26 protein-coding genes are annotated in these 26,556 nt (G+C 28.1%); 13 read left to right on the plus strand and 13 right to left on the minus strand.

Going from position 1 to position 26,556, the window contains the following annotated elements:
- Positions 1-11 precede the first annotated feature (11 nt).
- The 6 genes from ACERKK_RS00200 to plsY form a co-directional block, all read right to left on the minus strand.
- Entirely contained in the window at positions 12-1,100 is a 1,089-nt protein-coding gene (locus tag ACERKK_RS00200; protein WP_373771045.1) for a porin, read from the minus strand.
- 83 nt (positions 1,101-1,183) lie between these two features.
- The gene (prfB, locus tag ACERKK_RS00205; protein WP_373771046.1) at positions 1,184-2,278 is read right to left on the minus strand and encodes a peptide chain release factor 2; all 1,095 of its coding nucleotides are present in this window, start codon (positions 2,276-2,278) and stop codon (positions 1,184-1,186) included.
- Between the two features lie 64 nt (positions 2,279-2,342).
- Positions 2,343-2,963 (minus strand): cytochrome c, encoded by a 621-nt coding sequence (locus ACERKK_RS00210; RefSeq protein WP_373771047.1) that lies wholly within the window; start codon positions 2,961-2,963, stop codon positions 2,343-2,345.
- Between the two features lie 136 nt (positions 2,964-3,099).
- Complete coding sequence (locus tag ACERKK_RS00215) at positions 3,100-4,263, minus strand: porin (RefSeq protein WP_373771048.1); 1,164 nt, start codon at positions 4,261-4,263, stop codon at positions 3,100-3,102.
- A 214-nt stretch (positions 4,264-4,477) separates the two neighbouring features.
- Entirely contained in the window at positions 4,478-4,789 is a 312-nt protein-coding gene (locus ACERKK_RS00220; RefSeq protein WP_373771049.1) for a dihydroneopterin aldolase, read from the minus strand.
- Entirely contained in the window at positions 4,789-5,412 is a 624-nt protein-coding gene (gene plsY, locus ACERKK_RS00225; RefSeq protein ID WP_373771050.1) for a glycerol-3-phosphate 1-O-acyltransferase PlsY, read from the minus strand. The genes ACERKK_RS00220 and plsY overlap by 1 nt, the downstream gene beginning before the upstream one ends.
- A 109-nt stretch (positions 5,413-5,521) precedes the next feature.
- Between plsY and nadA the strand changes: the two genes are divergently transcribed.
- From nadA to ribD, 12 genes are all read left to right on the plus strand, one after another.
- Positions 5,522-6,511, plus strand: a complete 990-nt coding sequence (nadA, locus tag ACERKK_RS00230) for a quinolinate synthase NadA (RefSeq protein ID WP_373771051.1) — start codon at positions 5,522-5,524, stop codon at positions 6,509-6,511.
- A complete protein-coding gene (gene nadC / locus ACERKK_RS00235) occupies positions 6,508-7,329 on the plus strand; it encodes a carboxylating nicotinate-nucleotide diphosphorylase (RefSeq protein ID WP_373771052.1) in 822 nt (273 codons plus the stop codon). The genes nadA and nadC overlap by 4 nt, the downstream gene beginning before the upstream one ends.
- A 72-nt stretch (positions 7,330-7,401) precedes the next feature.
- Complete coding sequence (locus ACERKK_RS00240) at positions 7,402-8,388, plus strand: bifunctional oligoribonuclease/PAP phosphatase NrnA (RefSeq protein WP_373771053.1); 987 nt, start codon at positions 7,402-7,404, stop codon at positions 8,386-8,388.
- Positions 8,381-9,757: a M23 family metallopeptidase gene (locus ACERKK_RS00245; protein WP_373771054.1), complete on the plus strand. Its 1,377-nt coding sequence runs from the start codon at positions 8,381-8,383 to the stop codon at positions 9,755-9,757. Before ACERKK_RS00240 ends, ACERKK_RS00245 begins: the two co-directional genes overlap by 8 nt.
- A complete protein-coding gene (gene lpxC / locus ACERKK_RS00250; protein ID WP_373771055.1) occupies positions 9,754-10,659 on the plus strand; it encodes a UDP-3-O-acyl-N-acetylglucosamine deacetylase in 906 nt (301 codons plus the stop codon). The genes ACERKK_RS00245 and lpxC overlap by 4 nt, the downstream gene beginning before the upstream one ends.
- Before the next feature lie 10 nt (positions 10,660-10,669).
- A complete protein-coding gene (locus ACERKK_RS00255; RefSeq protein WP_373771056.1) occupies positions 10,670-11,122 on the plus strand; it encodes a hypothetical protein in 453 nt (150 codons plus the stop codon).
- 11 nt (positions 11,123-11,133) lie between these two features.
- A complete protein-coding gene (gene thrB / locus ACERKK_RS00260; RefSeq protein WP_373771057.1) occupies positions 11,134-12,015 on the plus strand; it encodes a homoserine kinase in 882 nt (293 codons plus the stop codon).
- A gap of 34 nt (positions 12,016-12,049) precedes the next feature.
- Entirely contained in the window at positions 12,050-12,325 is a 276-nt protein-coding gene (locus tag ACERKK_RS00265; RefSeq protein ID WP_373771058.1) for a DUF448 domain-containing protein, read from the plus strand.
- On the plus strand, positions 12,315-14,969 hold the full coding sequence (gene infB, locus ACERKK_RS00270) for a translation initiation factor IF-2 (protein ID WP_373771059.1): 2,655 nt from the start codon (positions 12,315-12,317) through the stop codon (positions 14,967-14,969). Before ACERKK_RS00265 ends, infB begins: the two co-directional genes overlap by 11 nt.
- A 2-nt stretch (positions 14,970-14,971) precedes the next feature.
- Complete coding sequence (rbfA, locus tag ACERKK_RS00275; protein WP_373771060.1) at positions 14,972-15,331, plus strand: 30S ribosome-binding factor RbfA; 360 nt, start codon at positions 14,972-14,974, stop codon at positions 15,329-15,331.
- A complete protein-coding gene (gene rimP / locus ACERKK_RS00280) occupies positions 15,328-15,756 on the plus strand; it encodes a ribosome maturation factor RimP (RefSeq protein WP_373771061.1) in 429 nt (142 codons plus the stop codon). The genes rbfA and rimP overlap by 4 nt, the downstream gene beginning before the upstream one ends.
- A 122-nt stretch (positions 15,757-15,878) precedes the next feature.
- A complete protein-coding gene (ribD, locus tag ACERKK_RS00285) occupies positions 15,879-16,883 on the plus strand; it encodes a bifunctional diaminohydroxyphosphoribosylaminopyrimidine deaminase/5-amino-6-(5-phosphoribosylamino)uracil reductase RibD (RefSeq protein WP_373771062.1) in 1,005 nt (334 codons plus the stop codon).
- Positions 16,884-16,899: 16 nt separating this feature from the next.
- Here the strand turns inward: ribD and efp are convergent, their stop codons facing one another.
- The 7 genes from efp to pheS form a co-directional block, all read right to left on the minus strand.
- Positions 16,900-17,460, minus strand: a complete 561-nt coding sequence (gene efp / locus ACERKK_RS00290; protein WP_373771063.1) for an elongation factor P — start codon at positions 17,458-17,460, stop codon at positions 16,900-16,902.
- A 9-nt stretch (positions 17,461-17,469) separates the two neighbouring features.
- A complete protein-coding gene (gene serA / locus ACERKK_RS00295) occupies positions 17,470-19,053 on the minus strand; it encodes a phosphoglycerate dehydrogenase (RefSeq protein ID WP_373771064.1) in 1,584 nt (527 codons plus the stop codon).
- A gap of 13 nt (positions 19,054-19,066) precedes the next feature.
- Complete coding sequence (locus tag ACERKK_RS00300) at positions 19,067-20,722, minus strand: 30S ribosomal protein S1 (protein WP_373771065.1); 1,656 nt, start codon at positions 20,720-20,722, stop codon at positions 19,067-19,069.
- 63 nt (positions 20,723-20,785) lie between these two features.
- Positions 20,786-21,622, minus strand: a complete 837-nt coding sequence (locus tag ACERKK_RS00305) for a 4-hydroxy-3-methylbut-2-enyl diphosphate reductase (RefSeq protein WP_373771066.1) — start codon at positions 21,620-21,622, stop codon at positions 20,786-20,788.
- 9 nt (positions 21,623-21,631) lie between these two features.
- Positions 21,632-22,912, minus strand: a complete 1,281-nt coding sequence (aroA, locus tag ACERKK_RS00310) for a 3-phosphoshikimate 1-carboxyvinyltransferase (RefSeq protein ID WP_373771067.1) — start codon at positions 22,910-22,912, stop codon at positions 21,632-21,634.
- 20 nt (positions 22,913-22,932) lie between these two features.
- The gene (gene pheT, locus ACERKK_RS00315; protein WP_373771068.1) at positions 22,933-25,260 is read right to left on the minus strand and encodes a phenylalanine--tRNA ligase subunit beta; all 2,328 of its coding nucleotides are present in this window, start codon (positions 25,258-25,260) and stop codon (positions 22,933-22,935) included.
- Positions 25,257-26,249 (minus strand): phenylalanine--tRNA ligase subunit alpha, encoded by a 993-nt coding sequence (gene pheS, locus ACERKK_RS00320; RefSeq protein WP_373771069.1) that lies wholly within the window; start codon positions 26,247-26,249, stop codon positions 25,257-25,259. The genes pheT and pheS overlap by 4 nt, the downstream gene beginning before the upstream one ends.
- A 119-nt stretch (positions 26,250-26,368) precedes the next feature.
- Here pheS and ACERKK_RS00325 point away from each other — a divergent pair.
- Positions 26,369-26,556: HIT domain-containing protein (locus tag ACERKK_RS00325; RefSeq protein ID WP_373771070.1), on the plus strand; the 188-nt coding region annotated here is incomplete at its 3' end.

The raw sequence follows: 26,556 nt of genomic DNA on the forward strand, positions 1-26,556 counted from the left end.
TCTAATTTGAATTAGAAAGAGTATTGTACGTGTAATCTACCACTAGTAGATGCTTTAGTATTTTCTTCTTTATATTCACCAAATCTTACATAAGTCATGAAGTTTGAAGAGATTTTATAAGCAACTTGTGCATAAGTTTCTTTTCTATCATCTCCAGATGCAACTGCATCTAGGTTAGAATGTTTTAATGATACATGAACATTATTTGCAATTTGAGCACCAATATTAGCAAATAAAATTTCTGAATCAGCTTGGTCAATTAAACCAACTCTCCAGTGTTGATCAAAAGTAGTATCTGATGAGTTACCATCTAATGCAACAGCACCATTTTTTCCAGATTTACCATATCCAAGATATGCATCAATAATACCAACAGCTAGACCCATATCAACTTTAAAAGTAGATATTTCGTCATTATTCGCATCATAATCTTGTTCTGAATATCTAATAGATGGATTTAATTTTAAACCTGAAACTTCATAAGAAGCGTTTAATCCTGCAGTATATGCTTTTGCAACATCATTAACATCAATAAACCATGCATCTGCATTAATACCAGCAAATGAACCTAATATTCCAACAGTAGCAATATCTTTACCTGCAACATTATTAATATTTGATTGATTAAAGTAAGCACCTGCAATTGTTAATGGCTTAAGATTATATGTAGCTAATACACCAGTTCCTGTAGATTCTGCACCGATTGAATCTCTTGCAACTGTAAATGGTGTAGCAATTCCTTGTTTACCAAATGTAACTGTAGCATTATTTAAACCTGAATATGAAAAGTTAGCTTCTGATAATCCAAATTTTGCTTCAGTATCAGCATCATTAGTATTAATTGATTTAGGACTTGTAGTTCCATCTCCAATAATTATTCTTGAGTTAAAAGTAATATCATCATTAACTTTAGATTTTAAAGTTGCAGCTATTTTATAGTTATTAGATGCATCACTTGCACCTTCATAATCATTATATCTATATGCAGCAGTTCCTGAAACATCAACATTTTTAATAGCTTCTGCTAAATCTTTTGCAGAAGCAGTTGATAGACATGATACTGCAAGAGCAGCTACCATACTTAATTTTGTTATTTTCATTTATTCTCCTTAAAATTAAAAGAAGAGTATATATAAAAATGACATAAAAGTAATTAAAAAATGGCTAAAAAATCAATAAAAAGTTATATTGAAGTTGCTATTAACACATCTTCTATAACTTTTGTGATATCTCCATCTAAAATTGCATCTACATTTGAGTAGCCAATATTTGATCTTGTATCTTTTACTTGTTGATATGGTTGCATTACATAAGATCTAATTTGATGACCCCAACCAATATCACTTTTTTCAATACCATTTTTTTCTGCTGCTTGCTTTTCAAGTTCAAATTCATAAAGTCTTGATTTTAGCATTTTTAAAGCACTTGCTTTATTTTTATGTTGAGATCTATCATTTTGACATTGAACTACAATATTTGTCTCAATATGTGTGATTCTAATAGCACTTTCAGTTTTATTAACATGCTGACCACCAGCACCACTTGCTCTATATGTATCAATTCTAATATCTTTATCTTCTATTTCAATAGCGATATTATCATCAACTTCAGGACTTACCATAACAGAAGCAAATGATGTATGTCTTTTTGCATTTGAATCAAATGGAGAAATTCTTACTAATCTATGAATACCATTTTCTGTTTTTAAGTATCCATAAGCATTTTCACCTTTAATCATAAAAGATACATCTTTTATTCCAGCTTCATCACCTGGCTGATAATCTAGTAGTTCTATCTTAAAGTTTTGTCTTTCAGCCCATCTTAGATACATTCTATATAACATAGAAGCCCAATCTTGTGATTCTGTTCCACCTGCACCTGGATGAATAGTAACAATAGCATTTGAAATATCATCAGGGTTTGATAACATTACTGATATTTCAGTTGATTTGATTAATTCATCTAAATCTTTCGCTTCTTCATATAAAAGCTCAAATGTATCATCATCTCTTTCTTCATTTGCTAATTCGTATAATTCATTAGTTCCGCTAAGTGCTTCATTTGCTTTATTGTATTTATTTAGTTTTGATAAAATTCTATTTTTTTCAATACCAATTTTTGTAGCATTATCTACATCATTCCAAAAGTCTTGTTCTGATTCTAATTCTTCGATTTGTTTTAATCTAATATTTAAATCATCAGGTTTTAAAATACCTTTGATATTTTTCAATTTAGTATTAAGTAGTTTTAATAATTCTGAGTATTCGTATGCATCCATTTAGTATATCCTCTTAAAAGGGGATTATACTAAAATGTTGTATAAATTATAGTTAGTCTAATATTTATTTATTTACTTTTTTAAGATATTCATAAATATTTTCAATATCTTCACTTGTTACAGTACTTGTATATGGGAACATTACAGAAGCTTGACCTCTATCATAAGACATATTTGCATAATCTCTCATAATAGTTTTAAAATCTTCTAAATTAATATTGTTTATAGCTCTTGAAGTACCATACTCTTCTTCACCATTTACACCATGACAAGATTGACATGATTTTGTATATTTTATTTTTCCTGATTCATAACTTGCTTGTGCTTTTTTCTTTTGAACAATCTCTTTTTTTATTTTTTCTTCTTTTTTGATTCTAGCCATGATTTTATCTTCTAAATCTTGCTCATTTGCTACAAAAGTAGAGTTTGTATTTATTGATTGTTTTTTGAAAATATAGATATAGTTAAAACCATTATCTGATTTATTGATTTTAATATCATCAACACTCCAACCATTTTTTACCATATCTTTAACACTTGTATTACTAGCACATAATCCACCATCTAATTTTGTAGATTCAATAGTAGTCATTGATTTATGATTTTCTTTAAAACACATTGTTGTTTGTGCATTTAAAATAGTAAGCGAAAGTGAACTAATAAGTAAACTTGTAAGAAATTTCATATATATCCTTTAATATTGTGAAAATATTTTATCATAGTATTTCTTTTTATAGTATTTAAATTTAGCAGTATTTAAAAAAAAAGGTTAGAGAAAAATCTCTAACCTTTTTGAAGTTTAGTAGTATATATCTTTGTTATTAGAAAGAGTATTGTACGTGAAGTCTACCTCTAGTACCTTTATCATCAGTATTATTATCAACATCTACTTGACCAATTCTTACATAATACATAAAGTTTTTACCCATTTTATGTGTTAATTGACCATAATATTCAGTTGCATCTTCATCTGTTGCACTATCAACTTTTAATGTATTATAGTTTGCTGATAAATTAATCCCAGACATTACATCAGCATTAACATTTAATTTTAATAAAGATGCATCATCTTTTTTCTCAAGATTTAATCCCCAACCTTGCATAGATGTAGCTGCATCTGCATCTCCAGTTAATGAAGCCCCAGTTAATACACTATCAACATCATTTGTTTGACCGTAATCAACACCAAAACCAACCATACCTAGTTTAGCTTTAGCTCCAACTTTCCATAAAGACTCAGTATCTTGATTAGCAAAATCATGAGAAATTGCTGAATATCTAGCGTATAATGAAACTACATCAATTTTAGCTTTAGCTCCAATTGTGTATGCTGCATGTTCAGAATTTGCTGCACCAGTTGCTGCACCTTCTTTAACATTTAAGTACCATGCATCTAAAGCAACTGGACCAGCATTTGCCATTAAACCTAAACCAGCAACATCTTGACCTTCAATCGCTTCAAGGTTAGTTTGGTTTAAATAAGTACCTGCAACTGTAACAATTCCTGCATTATAAACTGCAGTAATACCCGTACCTGTATCTTCATTACCAGCTGCATCAGCTTGAACAGCAAATGGAGATGGAACTGCTTGTTTACCAGCAATAATTGTAGTATTTGCTAAACCTGTATATGCAAAATTTGCTTGAGTTAATGCAAATGCAGCTTCACCATCAGATGCTTTTGTTGATCCACCAACTGCAGCCATATCTGTAGTTCCAGCACCTATAACAGTTCTAGTATTAGCAGTTAAATCATCATTAATTTTAGATTTTAAATTAACAGCAATCTTATAACTATTATTAGATTCATTATTTGAACCTAAAACTGTATCATTTTCTTGTGTTCTATCATCATATCTATATACAACTGTACCAGATACATCTACATTTTTGATTGCTTCTTCTAAAGCCTTAGCTGATAAAGATGTTGATAAACCTGCTACTGCTACTGCTGCTACTAAACTTAATTTTGCGATTTTTTTCATTTGTTCTCCTAAAATTTCGAAATCATTTTTCAGTCTGTCGGAGCGCGCGAACTCATCCAAAATTTATTTTTGAAACTTTATCCGACATACCGTTGTGACCATTCTACACCACTAATTTTTAAACTATTCTTAAAAATTATTCTTTTTTTGTTAATTATTAGTTAATTTAGGGGGATTTTTGTTTACAAAGCATTAATGCTTTGTTCATGCTATGTTAGCAACTCAATGATACAATGCAGTCTTTTAAGATATCAGGTTTTGATATCTTAATTTTTAACTTAGTTATTTTATAAGTTTTATTTAGTTTTTTTTGAATAATTAATAATGCATCTTCTAAAAGTAAAAACTTTTTTTTCTTCATAATAGTTTTTACTAAATTAGAAACTTCACTATAATCTATAAAGTAGTCTTTTTGGTATTCATATTCAAAAGAGATATTTATTACAACTTTTTGTTTTTTAACTCTTTCAAAATCAAGAATACCAATAATACATTTAAATGTTAGGTCTGTTATTTCAATTTTCACTATATTACTTTTTTCTCTTCACCTTTTATCATTCTAATGATATTAGGTATATGTTTATAGTAGATAATAAAAGCAATAATATACATAGGTACGTTAGAACCAACATCTAATCCATCTTTCATAAATACAGCTGATATTACAACTGCACTTAAACCAATTAGCGATGAAAGAGATGAAATTTTTAATACTTTTGCACCTATTATCCAAACAGCTGCACCTATTAGTGTTGGTATTGGAATTAAAACTATAAATACACCAAGTCCTGTTGCAACACCTTTCCCACCTTCAAGTCCTAAATATATAGAATAACAATGACCTAAAACTGATAAAACAGCAATTGTCCAAAGTGTAGATTCACTCATGCCCATATTCATAGCTACTAATAATACAAGTGTACCTTTTAGTGCATCTAATATAACAGTAGCAGCTCCAAGTTTTTTTGCTAAACTTGGATTTGTTTCTTTTACAACTCTTAATACATTTGTAGCACCTATTGAGCCACTTCCTGCACTTTTAACATCAACTCCTGCAAAAAACTTTGCTAATAATAATCCAAAAGGGATAGATCCAATTAGATAGGCTGCAAGATAAAATAATATATTTGCATTCGTAAAAAAGTCCATTTATTACCTTTGTATATAATGTTAATTATATGATTGTTTAATTTAATTAAATGGATTATAACAAACATTTAGTTATATTATCATTTAAAAACATTTGTTAAGGTTTATTTTGAATTTAAAAGAAGAGATAATAAAACTAAAAGAAGAGCTAGATGTAACGCTTGTAGCTCACTTTTACCAAAGAGATGAAGTATTTGATTTAGCAGATATTACAGGAGATTCTTTAGAATTAGCTAAAAAAGTAATGCTAACAGACTCTAAATATGTAGTATTTTGTGGTGTTGGTTTTATGGGTGAAAGCGTAAAAGTTATGAGTCCAGAAAAAACAGTATTAATGCCAAAAATTGCATGTTGTGCAATGGCAAGAATGATTGATGAAGGTTATTTTGAAGAAAATCTAAAAATTATGAATAAAGCCGGAATTAAAAATGAAGATATTCTTCCTATTACTTATATAAATTCAAGTGCAGCTGTAAAAGCTAAAGTTGGAGCTATGGGTGGAATGGTTTGTACTTCATCAAATGCTTATAAAATTATTCAAAAAGGTTTAGAATCAGGTAAAAAAATATTTTTTGTTCCTGATAGATGTTTGGGACAAAACTTTGCCAAATCATTAAATTTAAAGTCATCTGTAATTGGTGATGGAAGTGATTTAAATGAAGCAGATATTATTTGTTATAATGGTTTTTGTTCTGTTCATCAACAGTTTTCAGTAGAAGATATTGAATTTTATAGAGAAAAATATCCTGATATTTTAATTGCAGTTCATCCAGAATGTGACCCAAGTGTTTGTGATGCATCTGATTTTGTTGGTTCTACTTCTCAGTTAATTGAGTTTATAAAAGAATTACCAGCTGAACAAAAAATTGCTGTTGGAACTGAGTTTAATATGGTTAATAGATTAAGAGATAAAAATACTTATATCTTAAGTTCAACAAAACCTGAATGTCCAACAATGAATGAAACTACTCTTGAAGATGTTTATAAAACATTAAAATCAATCAAAGATGGAAATTTATCAAAAGAGAATGAAATTGTAGTGTCAGAAGATACAGCAAAATGGGCTAAAGTAGCATTAGAAAGGATGTTTGAAGTATGATTAATATTAAGAAGTTTGTAAAAAATGCCATTATTGAAGATAATGGAAGAGGGGATTTATTCTTCGATGTTGCTCCAAAAGGTAGATTTACAGCACGTGCAATTGCTAAATCTGATGGTATTATTGCAGGAATTCAATATGCAAAAGTATTAGCAAGAACTGAAAAATTTGATTGTAAGTTTTTAAAACATGATGGTGATGTGATTAAAGCTGGTGATGTTATTGCTGAACTTGAAGGAAAAGCTTCAATTTTACTTTCTAGTGAAAGAACTTTTTTAAATATACTTCAACATGCATCTGGAATTGCAACTATGGCAAATAAATATGCAAAATTAATGGAAGGAACGGATGTTGTTTTATTAGATACTAGAAAAACAAGACCACAACTTCGAGATTTTGAAAAATATGCTTCAAGAGTTGGTGGTGCAATTAACCATAGACTAGGTCTTGATGATTGTTTAATGTTAAAAGATACTCACTTACGAACAATTAAAAACTTAAAAGAGTTTATAAAAAAAGCAAGAAAAAGAATTTCTTGGGTTACAAAAATTGAAATTGAGTGTGAAACATTTGAGCAAGTAAAAGAAGCAATGGATGCTGGTGCTGATATTATTATGTGTGATAATATGACACCTGAACAAATTAAAAATGTTGTAAAATATAGAAATGAAAACTATCCTCATATTTTATTAGAAGCTAGTGGAAATATTGATTTAAATACAATAAGAGGTTATGCAAAAACTGGAGTTGATGCAATTAGTAGTGGAAGTATTATACATCAAGCTACTTGGTTAGATTTCTCAATGAAGTTTGACTAAAAATAAAAAATATTGTTAACTATTCATTATTAATAGTTACGTAGAATTTATATTTAAAAAAAAGGGAAAGTATTGAAAAAGGATTTTATAGTTAGTAATAAAATAGATATGTCATGTTATACACAAGCTTTAGAACTTATTGAAAAAAGTAGATATATTTTAATTATTACGCATGTAAACCCTGATGCTGATACTATATCATCAGCATTAGCCTTATCGATATTTTTTCATGAAAATAAGATAAAACACAAAGTTTTTAACGTAAGTTCTGATTTACCTGAAAACTTAAATTTTATTGATAGATTTGATAAAATCACTGACCAACTTCCTAAATTCTTTGATTTAGCAATAAGTGTTGATTGTGGAACATACCCAAGATTAGGTTTAAAGCTTGATCCAAGTATTCCACTAATCAATTTTGACCATCATAAATCAAATAATAATTTTGGGATGATTAATATCGTAGATCCACAAAAAAGCTCAACAGCTGAAATTGTATATGATTTTTTTAAGCATAATGGTTTATATATCACTAAAAGTTCAGCAACAGCTTTATATGTTGGTATTTATGATGATTCATTAGCATTTTCACTTGGAAGATGTGATGAATTAACATTTGATAAAGTTAACTTCTTAGTTCAATGTGGTGCAAGTCCATCAGGAATTGCAAATAAGTTATTAAGAAGAGACTCTTTAGCAAAATATAGAATCATCCCTAAAGTATTAGATAGTCTTGAATTATATAAAGAAGGTGAAGTTGCAAGTATTATAGCAACGCAAGAATGGTTTAAACAAACAGGTGCTCATAATCGTGATTGTGAAGATGCACTTGATATGATTATGAGTATGGCAATTGTGAAAATAGCTTTTTTTGCAAGAATCGTAGAAGGTAAAACAAGAATTTCAATCAGATCTAAAGATAAAACAGATGTATCTAAAATAGCCGGTTACTTCGACGGTGGTGGACATTATAATGCAGCTGGATGCAGTATAAATACAACAAATATCGAAGAAGCAAAACAATTAGTATTAAAGGAAATTTTTGAGTTATATGAATAGAAAAAAAAATGATAAAGCAATCAAGTTATTAGTATATATATTTATTATTACAATTATATCAACTTTGGCATTCGTATTTTTATCGCCTATTTTTGAGAAAAACAAACCTAAAACATCATTAGGAAGTGAGTTATTTTGGAATTTAAAATCTCCATTGCCAATAAATCTATCTGATGATAATGAAATAAAATCTTACAAAATTACATATAACGATGGTAAAAGAACAATTATTCTTGATACAAAAGTAATTTCAAAACAAAAAGGTTCTTTAGATTTAAATATTATTGCACCAAAGCAAGATATTATGTATCATCCAAAAGAAGTAACACTAAAATTAGAAGTATTTGATACGAGTAAATGGAATTTCTTTAAGGGAAATAGTTTAGTAAAAGAAGTAAAAGTAAAAGTTGATAATATCAGACCAATTGCAAATGTAATTACTAACTCTTATTTAATAAGACAAGGTGGAAGTGCTGTTGTTATTGCTCAAATTGAAGATGAAAATTTAAAAGATTTTTATGTATCTTTTAATAATCAAGATAGATTTGAATTAATTCCATTTTATAAAGATAACTACTACTTTGCTATTATTGCATGGCCAATATTTAGAGAAAATTTTGAAGGTGTGAATTTAGTTGCAATTGATGAAGCTAAAAACCAAACTATTACAAAAGTACCTTTATACATTAAAAGTTTAAAGCAAAAAATTGATGATATAAAAATTTCTGATAAATTTATTGAAAAAGTAAGTAAAAATGTTTTAAGTAAAAGTGGTTATGAAATACCATCAGATGGCACTGAGATTTTTATAAAAGAAAATAGAGATTTAAGAGAACAAAATGTTAAAACTATAAAAGAAGTTAGTTTAAATTATATGAATAAAGAAAAAATTTCTAACTTTAATTTAAAAGCATTTAGAAGATTACCATCAGGTATGAAATTTGCAGGATTTGGTGAGAGAAGACATTATTTTTATAATAATGAAAAAATTGATGAAGCATGGCACCTTGGAATGGATTGGGGAAGTATAAAAAGAGCAAAAATTTTTACTACAAATGCTGGAAAAGTAATTTATAATGATTACTTAGGAATATATGGAAATACTGTAATTATTGACCATAAGTATGGATTATCGTCTCTATATGCACATACAAGTAGATCAAATGTTAATTTAAATGATAATGTAAAAGCAGGTCAACAAATTGCTAATACTGGTTCAACAGGAGCTGTATTTGGAGATCATTTACATTTTGGTGTCTTAGTTCAAGGAATAGAAGTTGATCCAAAAGAGTGGATGGATAGAAATTGGATAAAGCTAAATGTGACTAATACTATAAGTCAAGCTAAGAAAGTGATAGATAGCAAATGAAACAAAGAACAATAAAAAAATCTGTAGAAATTGTAGGTATAGGATTACACAAAGGTGTACCTGTTAAAATGAGACTTGAACCATTAGATTCAGATATGGGAATAATTTTTTACAGAGTTGATGCAGGTGTAACAATTCCATTAAAAATAGAAAACGTTGTTGATACAAAAATGGCAACTGTTATTGGAAAAGATAATGTTGTAATTTCTACAATTGAACATTTATTATCAGCTGTATATGCTTATGGTATTGATAATTTAAGAGTTGTAATTGATAATGATGAAGTACCTGTATTAGATGGAAGTTCTTCAGGTTATTGTATGCTTATTGAAGAAGCTGGAATTAAAGAGTTAGAGAAATCAAAAAAAGCAATTAAAATTAAAAAAGAAGTAACTGTTACTACACCTGAGGGTAAAAAAGTATGCTTAAAACCATCTAATAGAATTGTTTATGATTTTAAAATTGATTTTGATCATCCATCAATTGGTGAACAAAATTTTCATTTTGATTATTCAATTGCTGAATATAAAGAGAATATTTCAAGAGCTAGAACTTTTGGGTTTTTACATGAAGTTCAATATCTAAGAAGTATTGGTTTAGCTCAAGGTGGTTCAATGGAAAATGCTATTGTTCTTGACCAAAGTAAGATATTAAATCCTGAGGGTTTAAGATATGACAATGAATTTGTAAGACATAAAATACTAGATGCAATTGGTGATATGGCACTTTTAGGTTATACACTTGTTGGAGAATATGATGCAATTGCAGGTTCTCATCATTTAAATCATTTATTAACAAAAGAGCTTTATTCAGATGAATCAAATTATGAGATTATTGATTTAGAAGAAGCAAGTAGTGAAGCAGAAGTATTTGAATTAGCTTATTCAAAAGTAGAAATATAAGGTTAAATAATTGATTGAAGTTTTAGTTATAAGTATTTCAAACCCTTTATTAATTGGGGTTTATGAAAATAAAGAATTAATAAAAGAGTATAAACTTGAGGGTAAAACTTCAGATTTATTACCTACTTTATTTAAAGAGTTATTAAAAAGTTACAATATTGGAAAAATTAATTATGTAAATTCTCCAGGTTCTTATATGGCAATAAAAGTTGCTTATGTTTTTTTAAAAACTATATGTATCAGCAAAGATATAGAGCTTAATGCTTGTAATGGTTTTGAATTTAATGAAAATTCTCCTATTAAAGCTTTAGGTAAAAAATATTTTATAAATGAGAATAATAAAATTAAAGTAGATTTTTTAGAAAAAGATAGTATAATACGCGACTTTAAATTACCTACGTGTATAAAAAAAATAAATTTTAGTAAAGAAACACTGCCAATATATAATTTACCAGCTGTTTAAGAAGGAAATAGATGAAAGTAAGCGTTCCAGCAACTAGTGCTAATTTGGGACCAGGTTTTGATTCTCTTGGTTTAGCTATTGCTATGAAAAACCAAGTAATTATCAGACCAGCAAAATTTCATAGTGTGTCATTAAAAGGTGAGGGTGCAAATAACCCAGTACTTAAAGACAACAATATGTTTATCTCAATTTTTAATGATTTTTATCATAACTTATCTCATAAAAAAAGACATTTTAGATTTGAATTTTTTAATGAAATTCCATTATCAAGAGGATTAGGTAGTTCTTCAGCTGTAATTGTTTCAGCTATTGCTTCTGCATATGCAATTGAGGGGATTAAATTAGAAAAAGATAAACTTTTAAATCTTGCACTTGCTTATGAAAATCATCCTGATAATATTACACCTGCTGTAATGGGTGGATTTAATGTTGCAACTGTTCAAGATGATGAAGTGAAATTTATTAATAAAGCAATACCTAATATTTTAAAAGCTGTTGTTGTTATTCCAAATAGACCAATTTCAACTCAACTTTCAAGAAAAGCATTGCCTTTTAAATATTCAAAAGAAGATGTAATCTTTAATATTGCACATTCATCTTTATTAACTGCTGCATTTATGAGTGAAGATTGGAAAATGCTAAGAACTGCATCTATGGATAAAATTCATCAAAAATATAGAATGAAACAAATGGCTGAATTATTTGATGTTCAAAAAACATCTTTAAAAGCTGGTTCATTAATGAGTACATTATCAGGTTCAGGTTCAACATTCTTTTCAATTTGTTATGCAGAAGATGCAAGAAAAATTGAAAAAGCATTAAAAACTAGATTCCCACATTTTAAAGTTTTCTCTACAGATTTTGATAATGTTGGTGTTAAAATTGAAATCTAATTTTTCGAAATTAAGATTATTTTAGGTATAATGATTGACAAATCCAAAAAAGAGCTTAAGAACTTGTATTGTTTGTAGAGAAAAATACGAGCAAAAAGAACTATTTCGACTAAAATGCGAAGATAAAAAACTTGTACCATACAACAACAATGGCAGAAGTTTTTATATCTGTAAAGATTGTATAAAAATAGTACAATCAGATATTAAGCAAAAAGAATATAAAAAACTAGAAAAATCACTTTTTAGAGAGTGTAAAAATAAAGATAACTATGTTGTACAACTTAAGGAGATGCTAACAGATGTCAGATAAAGTAAGAGTTTATGAAATTGCAGAAGAGGCAGGGGCTAGTAGTGTAGATGTAATCGCTAAAGCCAAAGATTTAAATATTGAGCTTAAATCACCTCAAAGCGCGGTATCATTTGAAGATGCTGAAGAAATCACAAAATATATAATGACTGGTAAAAGTTCAAAAATTGAAGTAAAACCAGTAGAAAAGAAAAAAACAGTATCTAAACCTAAAGAAGTTCTTGAAACAAAGAAAGAAGAAAAAATAGAAGAAAATGTAACACAAACAGCTGATGCTAAAACTACATCAACTACAGAAGAGTCAAAACCAAACGATAATAAGTCTGCTGAAAAAATAGAATCTAAAGATGTACAAAAATCTGAAGCTAATAATGATGCTGAAGATAAACCTAAAAAGATCGTTCCAAAAAGAAGAGGTCTTAAAATTGTTAAGAAGAAAAAACCAAAGGTTGTTGAACCTGAAGTAACATTTAATGAAGAAGCTTCTCAACCAAAAAAGAAAATGAAATCTCTTAGTGAAATTCTTGGTAATAATAATGATGATAATACATCAAAAGATCTTGCAGAACATAAAAAATCTAAAAAAGATAAAAAAAGAACTAACGTAAAAGCTCAAGATCATGGTAGAAGACTTGACGTAGATAGAAGAGGTTCTGATGATTTCTCTAATATGACTAATGATTCATTATTAGGTGAAGAAGTTGTTTTATTAGATATGGGATTATCTGATAAATCAAAATTATTAGATGAACCAAAACCTCAAAATAATAATAAACAATCAAGAAGTTCAAGACCAGCTGCATTTGGTAATAGACCTCAAGGTTTAAAAAGAGGAAAAAGAAAGAAAAGAATTGCTAGAACTCAAGAAGATGTTGTAATTACAGAAGTTACAATTCCTGAAGATATTAGAGTTTATGAATTTGCTGAAGCTTGTGGTAAATCTGCATCTGAAGTTATTTCTGTTTTATTTGGTTTAGGAATGCTTGTTACTAAAAATGACTTCTTAAAACAAGATGAATTAGAAATTCTTGGTGAAGAGTTTGGAATTGAAGTAACAGTTAGAGATGCTCTAGAAGATGTTAATTATATTGAAGATTACCATGAAGAAGAGATTGATGAAACTAACTTTACAACAAGACCTCCTGTAGTTACAATTATGGGACATGTTGATCATGGTAAAACTTCATTATTAGACAAAATTAGATCTTCAAAAGTTGCACATGGTGAAGCTGGTGGAATTACACAACATATTTCATCTTATACAGTTACAAAAGATGATCAAAAAATTACATTTGTAGATACTCCTGGGCATGCTGCTTTCTCTGCTATGAGATCAAGAGGTGCTGCAATTACTGATATCGTAATTATTGTTGTTGCTGCTGATGATGGTGTTAAACCTCAAACAGAAGAAGTAATTGCACATGCAAAAGCTTCTGGTTGTCCAATTATTGTTGCAGTTAATAAAATTGATAAAGAAACAGCAAATATGGATATGGTTAAAGCACAAATGGCTGAAAGAGAAATGACTCCTGTTGATTGGGGTGGAGATATCGAATTTATTGGTGTTTCTGCTAAAACAGGTGAAGGTATTGATGATTTATTAGAAAATATTCTTATTCAATCAGAAATATTAGAACTTAAAGCTGACCCAACTGCAAAAGTTAAAGCTGCTGTTGTTGAATCTTTACTTGAAAAAGGAAGAGGACCAGTTGCAACTATTATTGTTCAAAATGGTACATTAAAAGTTGGTGATAATATTGTTTGTGATACTACATACGGTAGAGTAAAAGCAATTACTGATGATAATGGTAAACCAGTTAAAGAACTTGGATTATCAGAAACTGGTAATGTTCTTGGATTAAATGAAGTACCAGCTGCAGGTGCAGTTGTTGTAGGTCAAGATTCTGAAAAAGAAGCAAGAGAAATTGCTAATACTAGAGCTGAACATGCACGTGCTAAAGAATTATCTAAATCAACAAAAGTTTCTTTAGAAGAGATGAGTGGATTAATTGCAGAAGGTAAAATTAAAGCTCTTCCTGTAATTATTAAAACTGATGTTGGTGGTTCATTAGAAGCTATTAAAGGTTCATTAGAAAAAATTGCAAATGAAGAAGTTAAAGTTAAAGTTATTCATGCAGCAGTTGGTGGTATTACTGAATCTGATTTAGTTCTTGCAAATGCTTCTGAGGGATGTATTATCTTAGGATTTAATGTAAGACCTACTGGTTCTATTAAAAGTAAAGCAAAAGCAGATGGTGTTACTATTAATACTTACTCTATTATTTACGATTTAATTGATGATATTAAAGATACTTTATCTGGTATGATGTCTGCTGTTATTAGAGAAGAAAATACTGGTCAAGCTGAAGTTAGAGATACATTCGTTGTTCCAAAAATTGGTACAGTTGCTGGATGTTTAGTAACAGATGGTAAAGTAATCAGAGGTGGTCATGCAAGAATTATTAGAGATGGTGTTGTAACATACACTGGTAAAATTTCATCATTAAAAAGATTTAAAGATGATGCTAAAGAAGTTGCTAATGGTTATGAGTGTGGTATTATGTTTGATAAATTTAATGATATCAAAAAAGGTGACTTTATTGAAACATTCATTCAAATTGAAGAAAAAGTATCGATTGATAACTAATTATGAAAAGCATTAACTTACAAAGAACAGAGTCTCTACTTATGGAATTAATTCCTGAGGCTCTTTCTGCTTTAGCAGATAATAGAATTAACTCATTACCAATTACAGGTGTAAACTGTAAAAATGGTAAATATGATGCACTTGTTTATTTTGATGGTTCAGATTATGAAAAAAATGAAATAAATCAAATTGTATCTTTATTAAATAAAGCTAATGGAAGATTAAAATCACATATACTTGCTAGTACTGGTTGGTATAAATGTCCAGATTTTAAATTCCAAAATGATACATCTCTAGCAAAATCTAGAAATATCGAAGCTTTATTTGCACAGATTAATAAAACAAAAAGTGAAGAAAAATGAATTTAGAAGAATCAATAAAATTAGCAGTTGAAAGTTTAGGTGTTCAAGTCTATGATATTGTTACAGCTAGAGAACATGATGATAATATTTACAGAGTTAGTATCACATCAAAAGATGGTATTAATTTAGATAAATGTGCTGAAGTATCAAGAATGATTTCTCCAATACTAGATTTAGATGAGCCTTTAGGTGGAAAATATAAGCTTGAAGTTAGCTCTCCTGGTATTGAAAGAAAACTAAGAAATAAACAACACTTTATGGCCTCAATTGGTGAAAAAGTAAGAATAAAAGATATTGCAACAGAAGTTTTCAAAGGGGAACTTTTATCTGCAGATGAAAATAAAATCGTTTTAAAAACTGAATTTGGTGAAGAAAAAATAGAATATGGTTCTATTTTATCAGCATCAACTTATTTCCAATGGTAATAGAGTTTTAACTCTATTACTACTTAAAAATTTAACTCCTAATTAATTACTCTTAATATATACTACAAATCAAAATTATTTTAATACTATAAAGGAAATCACTAATTTAGTGAAATATATACATGAAAATAGATAATAACTTTTATATGAAATTAGCAATTGATGAAGCTTGGAAATATCAACTTCTTACCTATCCTAATCCAGCTGTTGGTTGTGTTATTGTTAAAGATAACCATTTATTAAGTATTGAAGCACATAAGCTTGCTGGTGAAGCTCATGCTGAAGTAAATGCACTTAAAGCGGCATACCTAAAAATTTATCCAAATTCAGTATTAAAAAGTTTAAATACTTCTGAAAAAATACATGATTATTTACTTCAAAATCATAATGGTTTTTTTCATGATTGTAAAGTTTATGTAACACTTGAACCTTGTAATCATATTGGTAAAACACCTTCTTGTGCAATGCTTTTAAAAGAGTTAAAACCAAAAGAAGTAATTATATCAATTAAAGACCCTAATAATGAAGCTACAGGTGGCATAGAAACACTAAAAGCAAATGATATTGAAGTAACTATTGGTATATTGGAAAATGAAGGAAATAAGCTTATAGAACCATTTAAAATATGGCAGAAAAAAACTTGTGTTTTTTATAAAATGGCACAAACATTAAATGGAAGTGTAGATGGTGCAATTTCTGGAAATAGGGCAAAAGCTTATGTCCATACTTTAAGAGATAAAATAGATTTAATGCTTATTGGTGGCAATACTGTAAGAACTGATAAACCTACACTTGATGCTAGATATATTTTAGGAAAAAGTCCTGATGTTTTTATTTATTCTAAAAATAAAATCTTTGATAATAAAATACCATTATTTAGTGTTCCCAATAGAAAAGTTTTTATATCTGATGATTTATTTAAACTTTTAGATTATAAATTTGTAATGGTTGAGGGAACATATAATTTATTAGAAAATTTAAAAGAGAGAATTGATTTTGTAATTTTACTTATAAGTCCAAAGATAAAAAAAGGATTAAATAGTTTAAATGAAATTAATATTGATTTTGAAATTATGCATGAAAATTATGTAGGGGAAGACAAGATAGTTTTTTTAAAAAGAAGATAAAATAGTAGCTAAGCTACTATTTTACTTTCTCTAAATAATCACCTGTTTTTGTATCACATTTGATTATATCACCTTCGATTAAATGAAATGGTATTTGTACAACTGCACCACACTCAAGTGTCGCAGGTTTTTTACCACCTTGTGAATCACCTTTAAAGTTTGGAGGAGTTTCTACAATTTTCATTTCTACAGTAGCTGGTGGTTCTACTGTAATTGCATTACCGTTGAAGAACATCATATCAACATTCATACCATCAATAATCCATTTTTCAGTTTCACCAACTTGATCGTAAGTTAAACCAATTTGCTCATAAGTATTTGTATCCATGAATTGTAACATTTCACCATCATCATATAAAAACTGCATAGTTTTTTGTTGTAAATCTGGAGTTTCAAACTTATCTCCAGCATGAAATGTTTTTTCAATAGTTTTTGCATTTAAAAAGTTTTTAATTTTACATCTAACAAATGCAGCACCTTTTCCAGGTTTTACATGTGCATAGTCTGTGATTTTATATGGAATACCATCCACTTGAATCTTTAAACCTTTTTTTAAATCACTCATTCCTAAAGCCATAGGTTCTCCTTAAATTTGTGCATAAGAAACAGAAATAGCTGCTTCTAAATTTTCAAGATTTTTTAACACTTCAGTAGATATTTTTTCATCAACTAAAATAACAGCTAAAGCGCCATCTTTTCCTCTTGATAATCTAAAGTCAGCAATATTAATATTATTGTTTCCTAAGATTTTTCCAACTTCTCCAATAACACCAGGAATGTCATTGTTTCTCATAATAACCATTTTACCTTTTGGTTCAATGTCTAATGAGAAGTTATTGATTTCAACTATTCTTTGAACATCATCATTAAATACAGTACCAGAAATAGTTTGAACACCATTTGCTGTAGTTAATTTAATAGATATCTTATTTTGGTATCCACTATGATTAGAATATTCTGAAGTAGTTAATTCAATATTTTTTTCTTCTGCAACAAAACTTGCATTTACATAATTAATTTCATCACCAGATGAAACAGCTAATGCTCCAACTGTAGCAAATGTAAGAATAGAATCTAAGTATTCAGAAATTTCACCTTCTGCTGATACATTAATAGATCTAATTTCGCTTTTATCACTTTGTGCAATTAAGAATGCCATTTTTTGAGTTAATTCAATATATGGTTTTACAAAAGATGGAATCTTAGATTCATCAATTGGTAAGTTTAATGCATTTGGATAAGCTATTCCACGTGCAGATTCAATTGCATTTTCAGCAGCTTGAATAGCAATTTGTTTTTGTGATTCTTTTGTATTTGCACCTAAGTGTGCAGTTACAGTAATATTTGGTAAATCTAATAATGGGTGATCAATTGCAGGTTCTTTGATAAATACATCAATACCAGCCATTGCAATTTTTCCAGATTTAAGATTGTTATATAATGCATCTTCATTATATAAACCACCTCTAGCACAGTTAATTAAAACTACACCATCTTTCATTTTAGCAATTTCTTCTTCGCCAATCATATTGATTGTTTCTTGATTTTTTGGTGTATGAATAGTGATGATATCACATTTAAGAATATCTTCAAAATTGTTTGTATATCCAATACCTAAATCAGTTGCTTTTGTTGAAGGAATATATGGGTCGTAAGTTACTACGTCCATTTCAAATGATTTAGCTCTTAGCGCAACTCTATGTCCGATGTTACCAAAACCAATAACACCTAATTTTTTACCATAAAGTTCATTACCATACCAGTCTTCTCTCTTCCATACTCTATCAACTTTAAGTTGATTATGTGCATAAGGAAATTTTCTCATACAAGATAACATATGAGCCATTGTTAATTCTACTGCTGCTATAGTATTTGCTGTTGGAACGTTCATAGCAATGATTCCTCTTTTGCTACAACCTTCCATATCAACGTTATCATAACCAACACCAGCTCTAATAATAGCTTTTAAGTTAACTGCTGCATCTAAAAACTTTTCATCAACATCAGTTGAAGATCTAGTAATTGCTACATCAGCATCTTTAATTACATTTAAAAGTTCAGTTTTATCAATATCTGCTGCATATACATAATTAACATCTTCAGTATTTTGTAAGATATTTAATCCGTCTTCATGTATATGATCACAAACTACGATTGTGTGTTTACTCATTTTAAATTAATCCCTAATTTTTAATTTGGTCTTTTAATATATCACCTAAAGTCATTGATGAAGTGTCATTAACAGCTTTTAGAACTTCTCTTTCTTGTTGTTGTTCTAATCTTTTAACTGATAATCTAACTCTATTTCTTTTAGTATCAATATTTACAACTACAGCTTCAATCTCATCACCATTTTTAACTTCTTCAACTTCTAAAGGACCAAAATCTTCATTTCTAATTAATCCATCTAAATTATTTTCTAATTTAATGAATACACCGAAATCTTTTGCATCTTTTACAGTTCCTTTAACGATATCACCAATTTTGTGAGCGTCTTGGAATTTTTTAGCTGGAGAATCAGCAATTTCTTTAATAGATAAAGAGATATTTTCTTTTTCTCTATCAATTTTGATGATTTTAACTTCTACATCATCACCTTTTTTGAATAATGTTTTACATTTTGCGTTAGTTTCCCAAGAAGCTTCTTCATTATGTAATAATCCATCAACATCACCAATAGTAACAAATGCACCAAAGTCAGTTAAAGTAGCAATTTTACCAGAAATCACATCACCAACATTATGTTCTTTTGTGAATTTAGCAAATGGTTTTTCTTGTAAGTTTTTTAATGAAACTCTTAATCTCTTAGCATCAACATTTAATTCGATAACTTCAACATTAATTTCTTCACCTAAAGTTAATAATTCTTTTGGGTTTTTAATGTTTTTATTCCATGAAATTTCAGAAATATGTAATAAACCTTCAATATCATTTCCTAAATCAACAAATGCACCATAAGATTCAAAGTTAGAAACAGTTACAGTAATTGTATCACCAACTTCTAATTCGTCTTTAATTTCTTCCCAAGGATTAGAAAGTGCAGCTTTAATTGATAATGATAAGTGTTGTTTTGCTTTGTCATAAGATAATACAATAACAGTAACTTCGTCACCTTCATTATAATAGTTAGCAGGATTTACAGGACCTTTGTAAGAGATTTCATTGTAGTTAACTAAACCATCAATTCCACCTAAATCAACAAACATTCCGTAAGAAGTAATTTTTTTAATGATACCGTTAACTGGTTCTTTCTTCTCTAAGATTTCAGCAACTCTTGTATCTTTAATAGCTTTACCTTCTTCAATTAATTTCTTTCTAGAAACAATAATTGAATTTTGTGCAGCATTAACTTTTAATACTTTAGCTTTTACAGTTTTACCAACAGCACCAATTGCTTTTAAGTAAGACTGAGCCATAGGCATGAAATATTCACAACCTTCTTCATCTTCAATAATAAATCCACCTCTTTGTTTTACAGAAATGATTTTACCTTCGATTGTAACGTCTTCAACGTTTTCACCATGTTTTTCAACAAAAGCATCAAATTTAATTTTTTGAAGTACTTTTTTATGTGAAATATTTGGTCTTTCACCTCTATTACCCATTAACATAACAGGAATAGTATCACCAGTTTTATATTTTACTTCACCATTTACAGTGATTTCAGATAAATATAACTGACCTTCAACTTTTTGACCAACATCAACTAAAACTCTATCACCAGAGATTTCAACAATTACACCATCAACTACAGAGTTATTCTCAGCATTCTCAAAAGACTCATTAAGCATTTGCTCAAAATCAAAGTCTTCACCTAAATCAATATCTTCGATACCCATTTTATTCCTTCATATTACCGTTTTATTAAATAGCAATATTATATAATAAGAAGGCTTAATTATCTATTTATATGATTCAATTTTTTCAATAACTTGTTGGATAATCCAGTCCGGAGTCGATGCACCCGCTGTTACACCACATATTTTTTTATTCAAAAACCATTTAGAATCTAGCTCAGATTCATTTTCTATTAGATATGAATCATCACAGTTCTCTTTACAAATTGAGTGAAGTTGTTTGGTATTTGATGAGTTTTTTCCACCAATTACTATCATTAAATCTACTTCTTTTGATAAATCTCTTGCTGCATCTTGGTTTTCAAATGTTGCATCACAAATTGTATTAAAGACTCTAACTTCTTTGTTTTTTAAAATTAAAGTATTTACAATTTCAAGATATTTTTCTTTCTTTTTAGTAGTTTGCGCAACTGTAGCAATTTTATTATTTTTAAAAATAATTTTATCTAAATCAATTGGTTCTAACACAATATGTACATCATTTTGGTCTTCTCCATATGATTGAACACCTTTAACTTCTGGATGCTGACTATCTCCAAATATTAAGATTGAATAACCTTCTTTTGACATTTTTTTTACAATTTGCTGTGGTGTTGTAACAAATGGACAGGTTGCATTAATTACTTTCGCATTTTGTGCTTTTAAATCTCTTAAGTCATTTTTAGGAATACCATGAGTTCTAATAATTACAGTATCATTATCTTTTACATCACTTAAGTTTTCATATAAACCAACATTAAAATTTGTTTTTAATCTATTGATTTCATCTTGATTATGAATTAAAGGACCCATTGTTGAAGAGTTTTTATAATCTTCTGCAATTTTAATTGCTCTTTTAACTCCAAAACAAAAGCCATAGTTTGAGGCTAATTTTACTAACATTGAATACCTTTATTTATATAAAGAGTCTAAAAGCTCTTTAAAATTAGGAAATGAAGTATCAATACATTGTGTATCTACAATATTCATATCACAAACTAATCCAGCAACTGCAAAACTCATAGCAATTCTATGATCACCACTTGAATTTATTGTTGCTTTATTAATTGTTCCACCTGTTATTTCGTAACCATCTTCATATTCAATATAATCAACACCACAAAGTTTTAAGTTATCTACTACAGCAGAAATTCTATCTGATTCTTTAACTCTTAATTCTTTTGCATTACATACTTTTGATTTTCCATTTGCTAAACTCATTGCTATTGAAAGAGCAGGTAATTCATCAATTAACCATGAAATATTATCTTTTACTTCAACTGCATTTAGTTGATTATAAATAACTTCAATATCACCAATTGGTTCATATATATTTTCTTTTTCAATAAAGTTTACAGTTACACCCATTCGTTTTAAGACATGATATGCTTCAATTCTTGTAGGATTTAAAGTAACATTTTTTATCAATACTCTTGAATTTGGAGTAATAGCAGCAGCAACTGCAAAGAAAAATGCTGAAGAAGGATCAGTTGGAACTGTTATATTTAAAGGTTTAAGCATACTTGTTAATGGATGAATATTAATAAATCCTTCATCATCATTTTCAAGTTTTGCACCCATACCTTTTAACATTCGTTCTGTATGATCTCTTGTTAGTTCATTTTCTTTATATTTTGAAATACCAGTTGCTCTAAGAGCTGCTAAAATCATTGCAGATTTAACTTGTGCTGAATCCACAGGTGATATATAAGAAAAAGGCTTTAATTCCTTTACTCCTCTTATAAATAATGGAGCTTTATTTCCATCTTCTCTACCATCTATATTAGCACCAATTGATCTTAAAGGATCTGCAACTCTTTTCATTGGTCTTTCTCTTAGGTATTTATCACCTGTTAAAGTAAATGCACCATCAACCGAAGCTAATAAACCACAAAATAATCTCATTGCAGTTCCTGAGTTACCACAATCTAAAACATCTTTTGGCTCAGTTAATTTAGAAGTTGGAGTAATTTCAACAGAAGAACCATCTCTTTTTATTATTGCACCAAGTTGTTCAACAATACTTAGTGTATTTAATGTATCTTCAGCTGTTAAATAGTTTTTAATATACGATGTTTTATCTGAAAAAAGTGAAAACATTGCACATCTATGAGATATTGATTTATCACTAGCAATTGAGTCAATCTCTACATCAAATGCTTTGTCTAATTTTTTTATACTAAACTTTTCCACTTTTTTCCTTTAATATTAGATTATTGTCTTAATCCAATTGATAATTTTGATTCTAATGCTTCAAGAATATTATTCATTGATGCTGTTATATCTTCTTCTTCCATTGTCTTTTCATCATTTTGTAAAACAAATCTTATTGTTAAACTTTCATTCTCACCTAATTTATCATCAGTATAAATATCAATTAGGTTAAATTGTTTAATATTTTTGTCATCTAAAGCATTAATTACGTTTTTGATTTCTTTATATGCTAAAGTTTTTGGAGTAATAATACTTAAATCTTTTTTTGAAGATTGGAATTTAGAATAAGAAACTGTTTTAACTAAATCATTTTTTATCTCATTAAAATCAATTTCTGCAATAAATGTATCTGATAAATTGTAATCTTCACATACACTTGGATGAAGTTTACTTATATATCCTATCACTTTTCCATCTACAATTACATCTGCATTTTGATAAGGATGAATAAATGAATTATTAATAGTTTTCATTGGTTCTAAATCAAATTTTCCTATTGTATTTAAGATTTTTTTAGCAAACTTAAATAAATCAATATTTTGAGGTTTCCCTGCATTTGAAACTTCTTCTTGTTCAAGTGCACCTGTTTGCACAAAAGATATTTTTTTACTTTCATTTCTATTTCTATCAAATATTGCACCAATTTCAAAGAATGATGTAGATTTTGCACCAATTTTATAGTTATTAGCACATGCTTCTACTAAGTTTAATAAAATTGTTGTTCTATATGTATTTAATTCTTTTACAATTGGATTTAAAATATCTAATTCTTCTTTTACTGTTTCAAATGAGTATTTAACTAATGATTCTTTTGATGCAAAAACGTATGTTAATGTTTCATTAAAACCATTTTCCATTGCTTTTGCTCTTAATTTATTTTTCTTAATTAAATCATATGTAGTATTATTAACTCTATTTACTTCATCGATTGCTAATGGTTTTGCTTGAATATTATCAATACCAATTATTCTTACAATCTCTTCAGTAACATCAGCAATATTTTTAATATCATGTCTAAATAATGGAATTCTTATTGAAAGTACATTATTAGATGTATCTTTAAATTCGAAACCTAAAGAAGATAAAATTCTTTTTATTTCTACTTTTGATATTTTTTGTCCAATAATTGCATTAATTTTGTCAATATTTACATCAATTGCAGTTTTTTCAATATCTTCAATAAAGTTTTTAGCACCTTTATATATTAATGCTCCATATTTAGATACAAAAGTAGTAAAGTAATCTATACCTTTTTCAATATCTGGTTCAGAACCTCTTGATGCTCTATAATAAACATCACCAGTTTTTACTTTTGTTTCAAATACTTGTTTTGATAAAAGTTCTGGATTAATATATGATGCTTCAATTATAAAGTCTTCTTTTTGTGAAACAATATCATTATGATTAACTGCAACTTTACTTAATGATTGATTTTCTGCATAAACATTATCAAAACCATCAGAGTCTTTTTTGATTTCTAATATACTTAAGCCATTTTCTTCTACACACATTTTTTTATTGTACGCATTTAAAATAACACCAGTACAATGTGTAATATAATTAATAGTATTTTTTATATCATTGCAATCTTCATATTTTCCAATCATTGCAGTTCTTAATTTATGTAAAACACTAAGTTTATAATCTTTAAAATCAACTACTTTAAAAGTTAAAGATGAATCAATTTGTTTATGATTTTCAATAGCTAATATTTGACCAATACCTAAATCATTATATTCAACATTTTTTTCAAATTCATATAATGGAATATTATAATAAGCATTTAATTCTCTAGCAACTCCATTAATACTTAAACAATCACCTCTATTTGCAGTTAATTCAATTTCAATAATTTCATCATTTAGTAATTTATATTCTCTTAACTCTTTTCCAAGAACTAATTTTCCAATAGAATTATCAAGTTCTAAAATTCCATCATTTAATTTAGCTAAACCAAGTTCAGTTGAAGAACAAATCATACCATTTGATTCTACACCTCTTAATTTTGCTTTTTTAATTTTAAAATCAGGACTTAATTGGCAACCTACTAATGCAACAGGTACATATTGTCCAGCATCAACATTTTTAGCTCCACAAACTATTTGAACAGTTTCTTCACCTACATCAACTTGACAAATATTTAATTTATCAGCATCAGGATGTTTAACTTTTTCTAATACTTTTCCAACTACAACTTTTGCTGCAATTGTGTTTTTTTCTAAACTATCAACTTCTAATCCAATTGAATTTAATGTTTTACAAATATCGTCAGTTTCTATTTTTGAAATATCAATAAATTCTTCTAGCCATGTTCTTGTAATAATCATTTAAATTGTCCTAATAATCTTGTGTCACTTTCAAATAATGATCTTAAATCACCAATTCGATGTATAAGCATTGCAAATCTTTCCACACCTAAACCAAAAGCATATCCTGATTTATTTTCATAACCAACTGCTTTAAATACATTTTCATCTACAATACCACAACCTAAAACTTCTAACCATCCTGTATGTGAACAAACTCTACATCCATCACCTTTACAGAATACACATGAAATATCAACTTCTGCTGATGGTTCTGTAAATGGGAAAAATGATGGTCTAAATCTAACTTCAACATCACCAAACATATGTTGTAAGAATTCAACTAATACATGTTTTAAGTTAGCAAAAGAAATTTTATCAGCTTCATCAACAACTAAAGCTTCAATTTGGTGGAACATAGGAGTATGTGTAATATCAAAATCTCTTCTAAATACAGTTCCTGGTGCAATCATTCTAATTGGTTTAGATTGACTTAACATTGTTCTAATTTGAACAGGAGATGTATGAGTTCTTAAAAGAGTGTAATCTTTATTATAAAAAGTATCTTGCATATCTCTTGCTGGATGATATTTTGGTAAGTTTAATGCTTCAAAATTATGGAAGTCATTTTCAACTAATGGACCTTCTTCAACAGCAAAATTTAAATTTTGAAAATATGTAATTATTCTATCCATTGTATCAACAACAGGATGACTTGCACCTGATGATAATTCATTATTGAATTTAGTTACATCAATTTTTTCAGCTTCTAATTTTTTATTTAATGCTTCTTTATCAAGTATAATTTTTCTTGCATCAATTGCATCATTTATTAATGCTTTTTGCTCATTTAAATTCTTTGCAAAAGCTTTTTTTTCTTCATTTGGAACACTTTTCATTTTTGCAAACTCTAAAGTTAAAACACCTTTTTTTCCTAAAGTTTCAACTCTAAGGTTTTCTAACTCTTCAAGTGAGGCTGCATTGTTAATTTTTTCAATCCACTCTTTCACTAATTCCCCTTGTTTTTTGAATAATAATTATTATTCTATTTCTATATTCTTGCGATTATACTTAAAGATTTATTAGAGTTTGGTTATAATATTTTATTATTGAATTTTAAGGAAATGTGATGTGTATATTTTGTAAGATTGTAAAAGGTGAGATACCAAATCAAACTGTTTTAGAGGATGAAAATTTTCTAGCTTTTAATGATATTAATCCAGCTAGAAAAATTCATGTATTAATTATTCCTAAAGGGCATTATGATTCATTTGATGTTATTCCTCCAAAAATTATGGCAGCAATGACTGAATTTAT

The organism is Poseidonibacter sp. (assembly GCF_041821165.1).
GTDB lineage: Bacteria > Campylobacterota > Campylobacteria > Campylobacterales > Arcobacteraceae > Poseidonibacter.

Excerpts from the sequence above, each read along its gene's own strand:
- ACERKK_RS00200 (WP_373771045.1), bottom strand. The coding sequence starts at position 1,100 with ATGAAAATAACAAAATTAAGTATGGTAGCTGCTCTTGCAGTATCATGT.
- prfB (WP_373771046.1), bottom strand. The coding sequence starts at position 2,278 with ATGGATGCATACGAATACTCAGAATTATTAAAACTACTTAATACTAAA.
- ACERKK_RS00210 (WP_373771047.1), bottom strand. The coding sequence starts at position 2,963 with ATGAAATTTCTTACAAGTTTACTTATTAGTTCACTTTCGCTTACTATT.
- ACERKK_RS00215 (WP_373771048.1), bottom strand. The coding sequence starts at position 4,263 with ATGAAAAAAATCGCAAAATTAAGTTTAGTAGCAGCAGTAGCAGTAGCA.
- plsY (WP_373771050.1), bottom strand. The coding sequence starts at position 5,412 with ATGGACTTTTTTACGAATGCAAATATATTATTTTATCTTGCAGCCTAT.
- nadC (WP_373771052.1), top strand. The coding sequence starts at position 6,508 with ATGATTAATATTAAGAAGTTTGTAAAAAATGCCATTATTGAAGATAAT.
- ACERKK_RS00245 (WP_373771054.1), top strand. The coding sequence starts at position 8,381 with ATGAATAGAAAAAAAAATGATAAAGCAATCAAGTTATTAGTATATATA.
- lpxC (WP_373771055.1), top strand. The coding sequence starts at position 9,754 with ATGAAACAAAGAACAATAAAAAAATCTGTAGAAATTGTAGGTATAGGA.
- thrB (WP_373771057.1), top strand. The coding sequence starts at position 11,134 with ATGAAAGTAAGCGTTCCAGCAACTAGTGCTAATTTGGGACCAGGTTTT.
- infB (WP_373771059.1), top strand. The coding sequence starts at position 12,315 with ATGTCAGATAAAGTAAGAGTTTATGAAATTGCAGAAGAGGCAGGGGCT.
- rbfA (WP_373771060.1), top strand. The coding sequence starts at position 14,972 with ATGAAAAGCATTAACTTACAAAGAACAGAGTCTCTACTTATGGAATTA.
- rimP (WP_373771061.1), top strand. The coding sequence starts at position 15,328 with ATGAATTTAGAAGAATCAATAAAATTAGCAGTTGAAAGTTTAGGTGTT.
- ribD (WP_373771062.1), top strand. The coding sequence starts at position 15,879 with ATGAAAATAGATAATAACTTTTATATGAAATTAGCAATTGATGAAGCT.
- efp (WP_373771063.1), bottom strand. The coding sequence starts at position 17,460 with ATGGCTTTAGGAATGAGTGATTTAAAAAAAGGTTTAAAGATTCAAGTG.
- serA (WP_373771064.1), bottom strand. The coding sequence starts at position 19,053 with ATGAGTAAACACACAATCGTAGTTTGTGATCATATACATGAAGACGGA.
- ACERKK_RS00300 (WP_373771065.1), bottom strand. The coding sequence starts at position 20,722 with ATGGGTATCGAAGATATTGATTTAGGTGAAGACTTTGATTTTGAGCAA.
- ACERKK_RS00305 (WP_373771066.1), bottom strand. The coding sequence starts at position 21,622 with ATGTTAGTAAAATTAGCCTCAAACTATGGCTTTTGTTTTGGAGTTAAA.
- pheT (WP_373771068.1), bottom strand. The coding sequence starts at position 25,260 with ATGATTATTACAAGAACATGGCTAGAAGAATTTATTGATATTTCAAAA.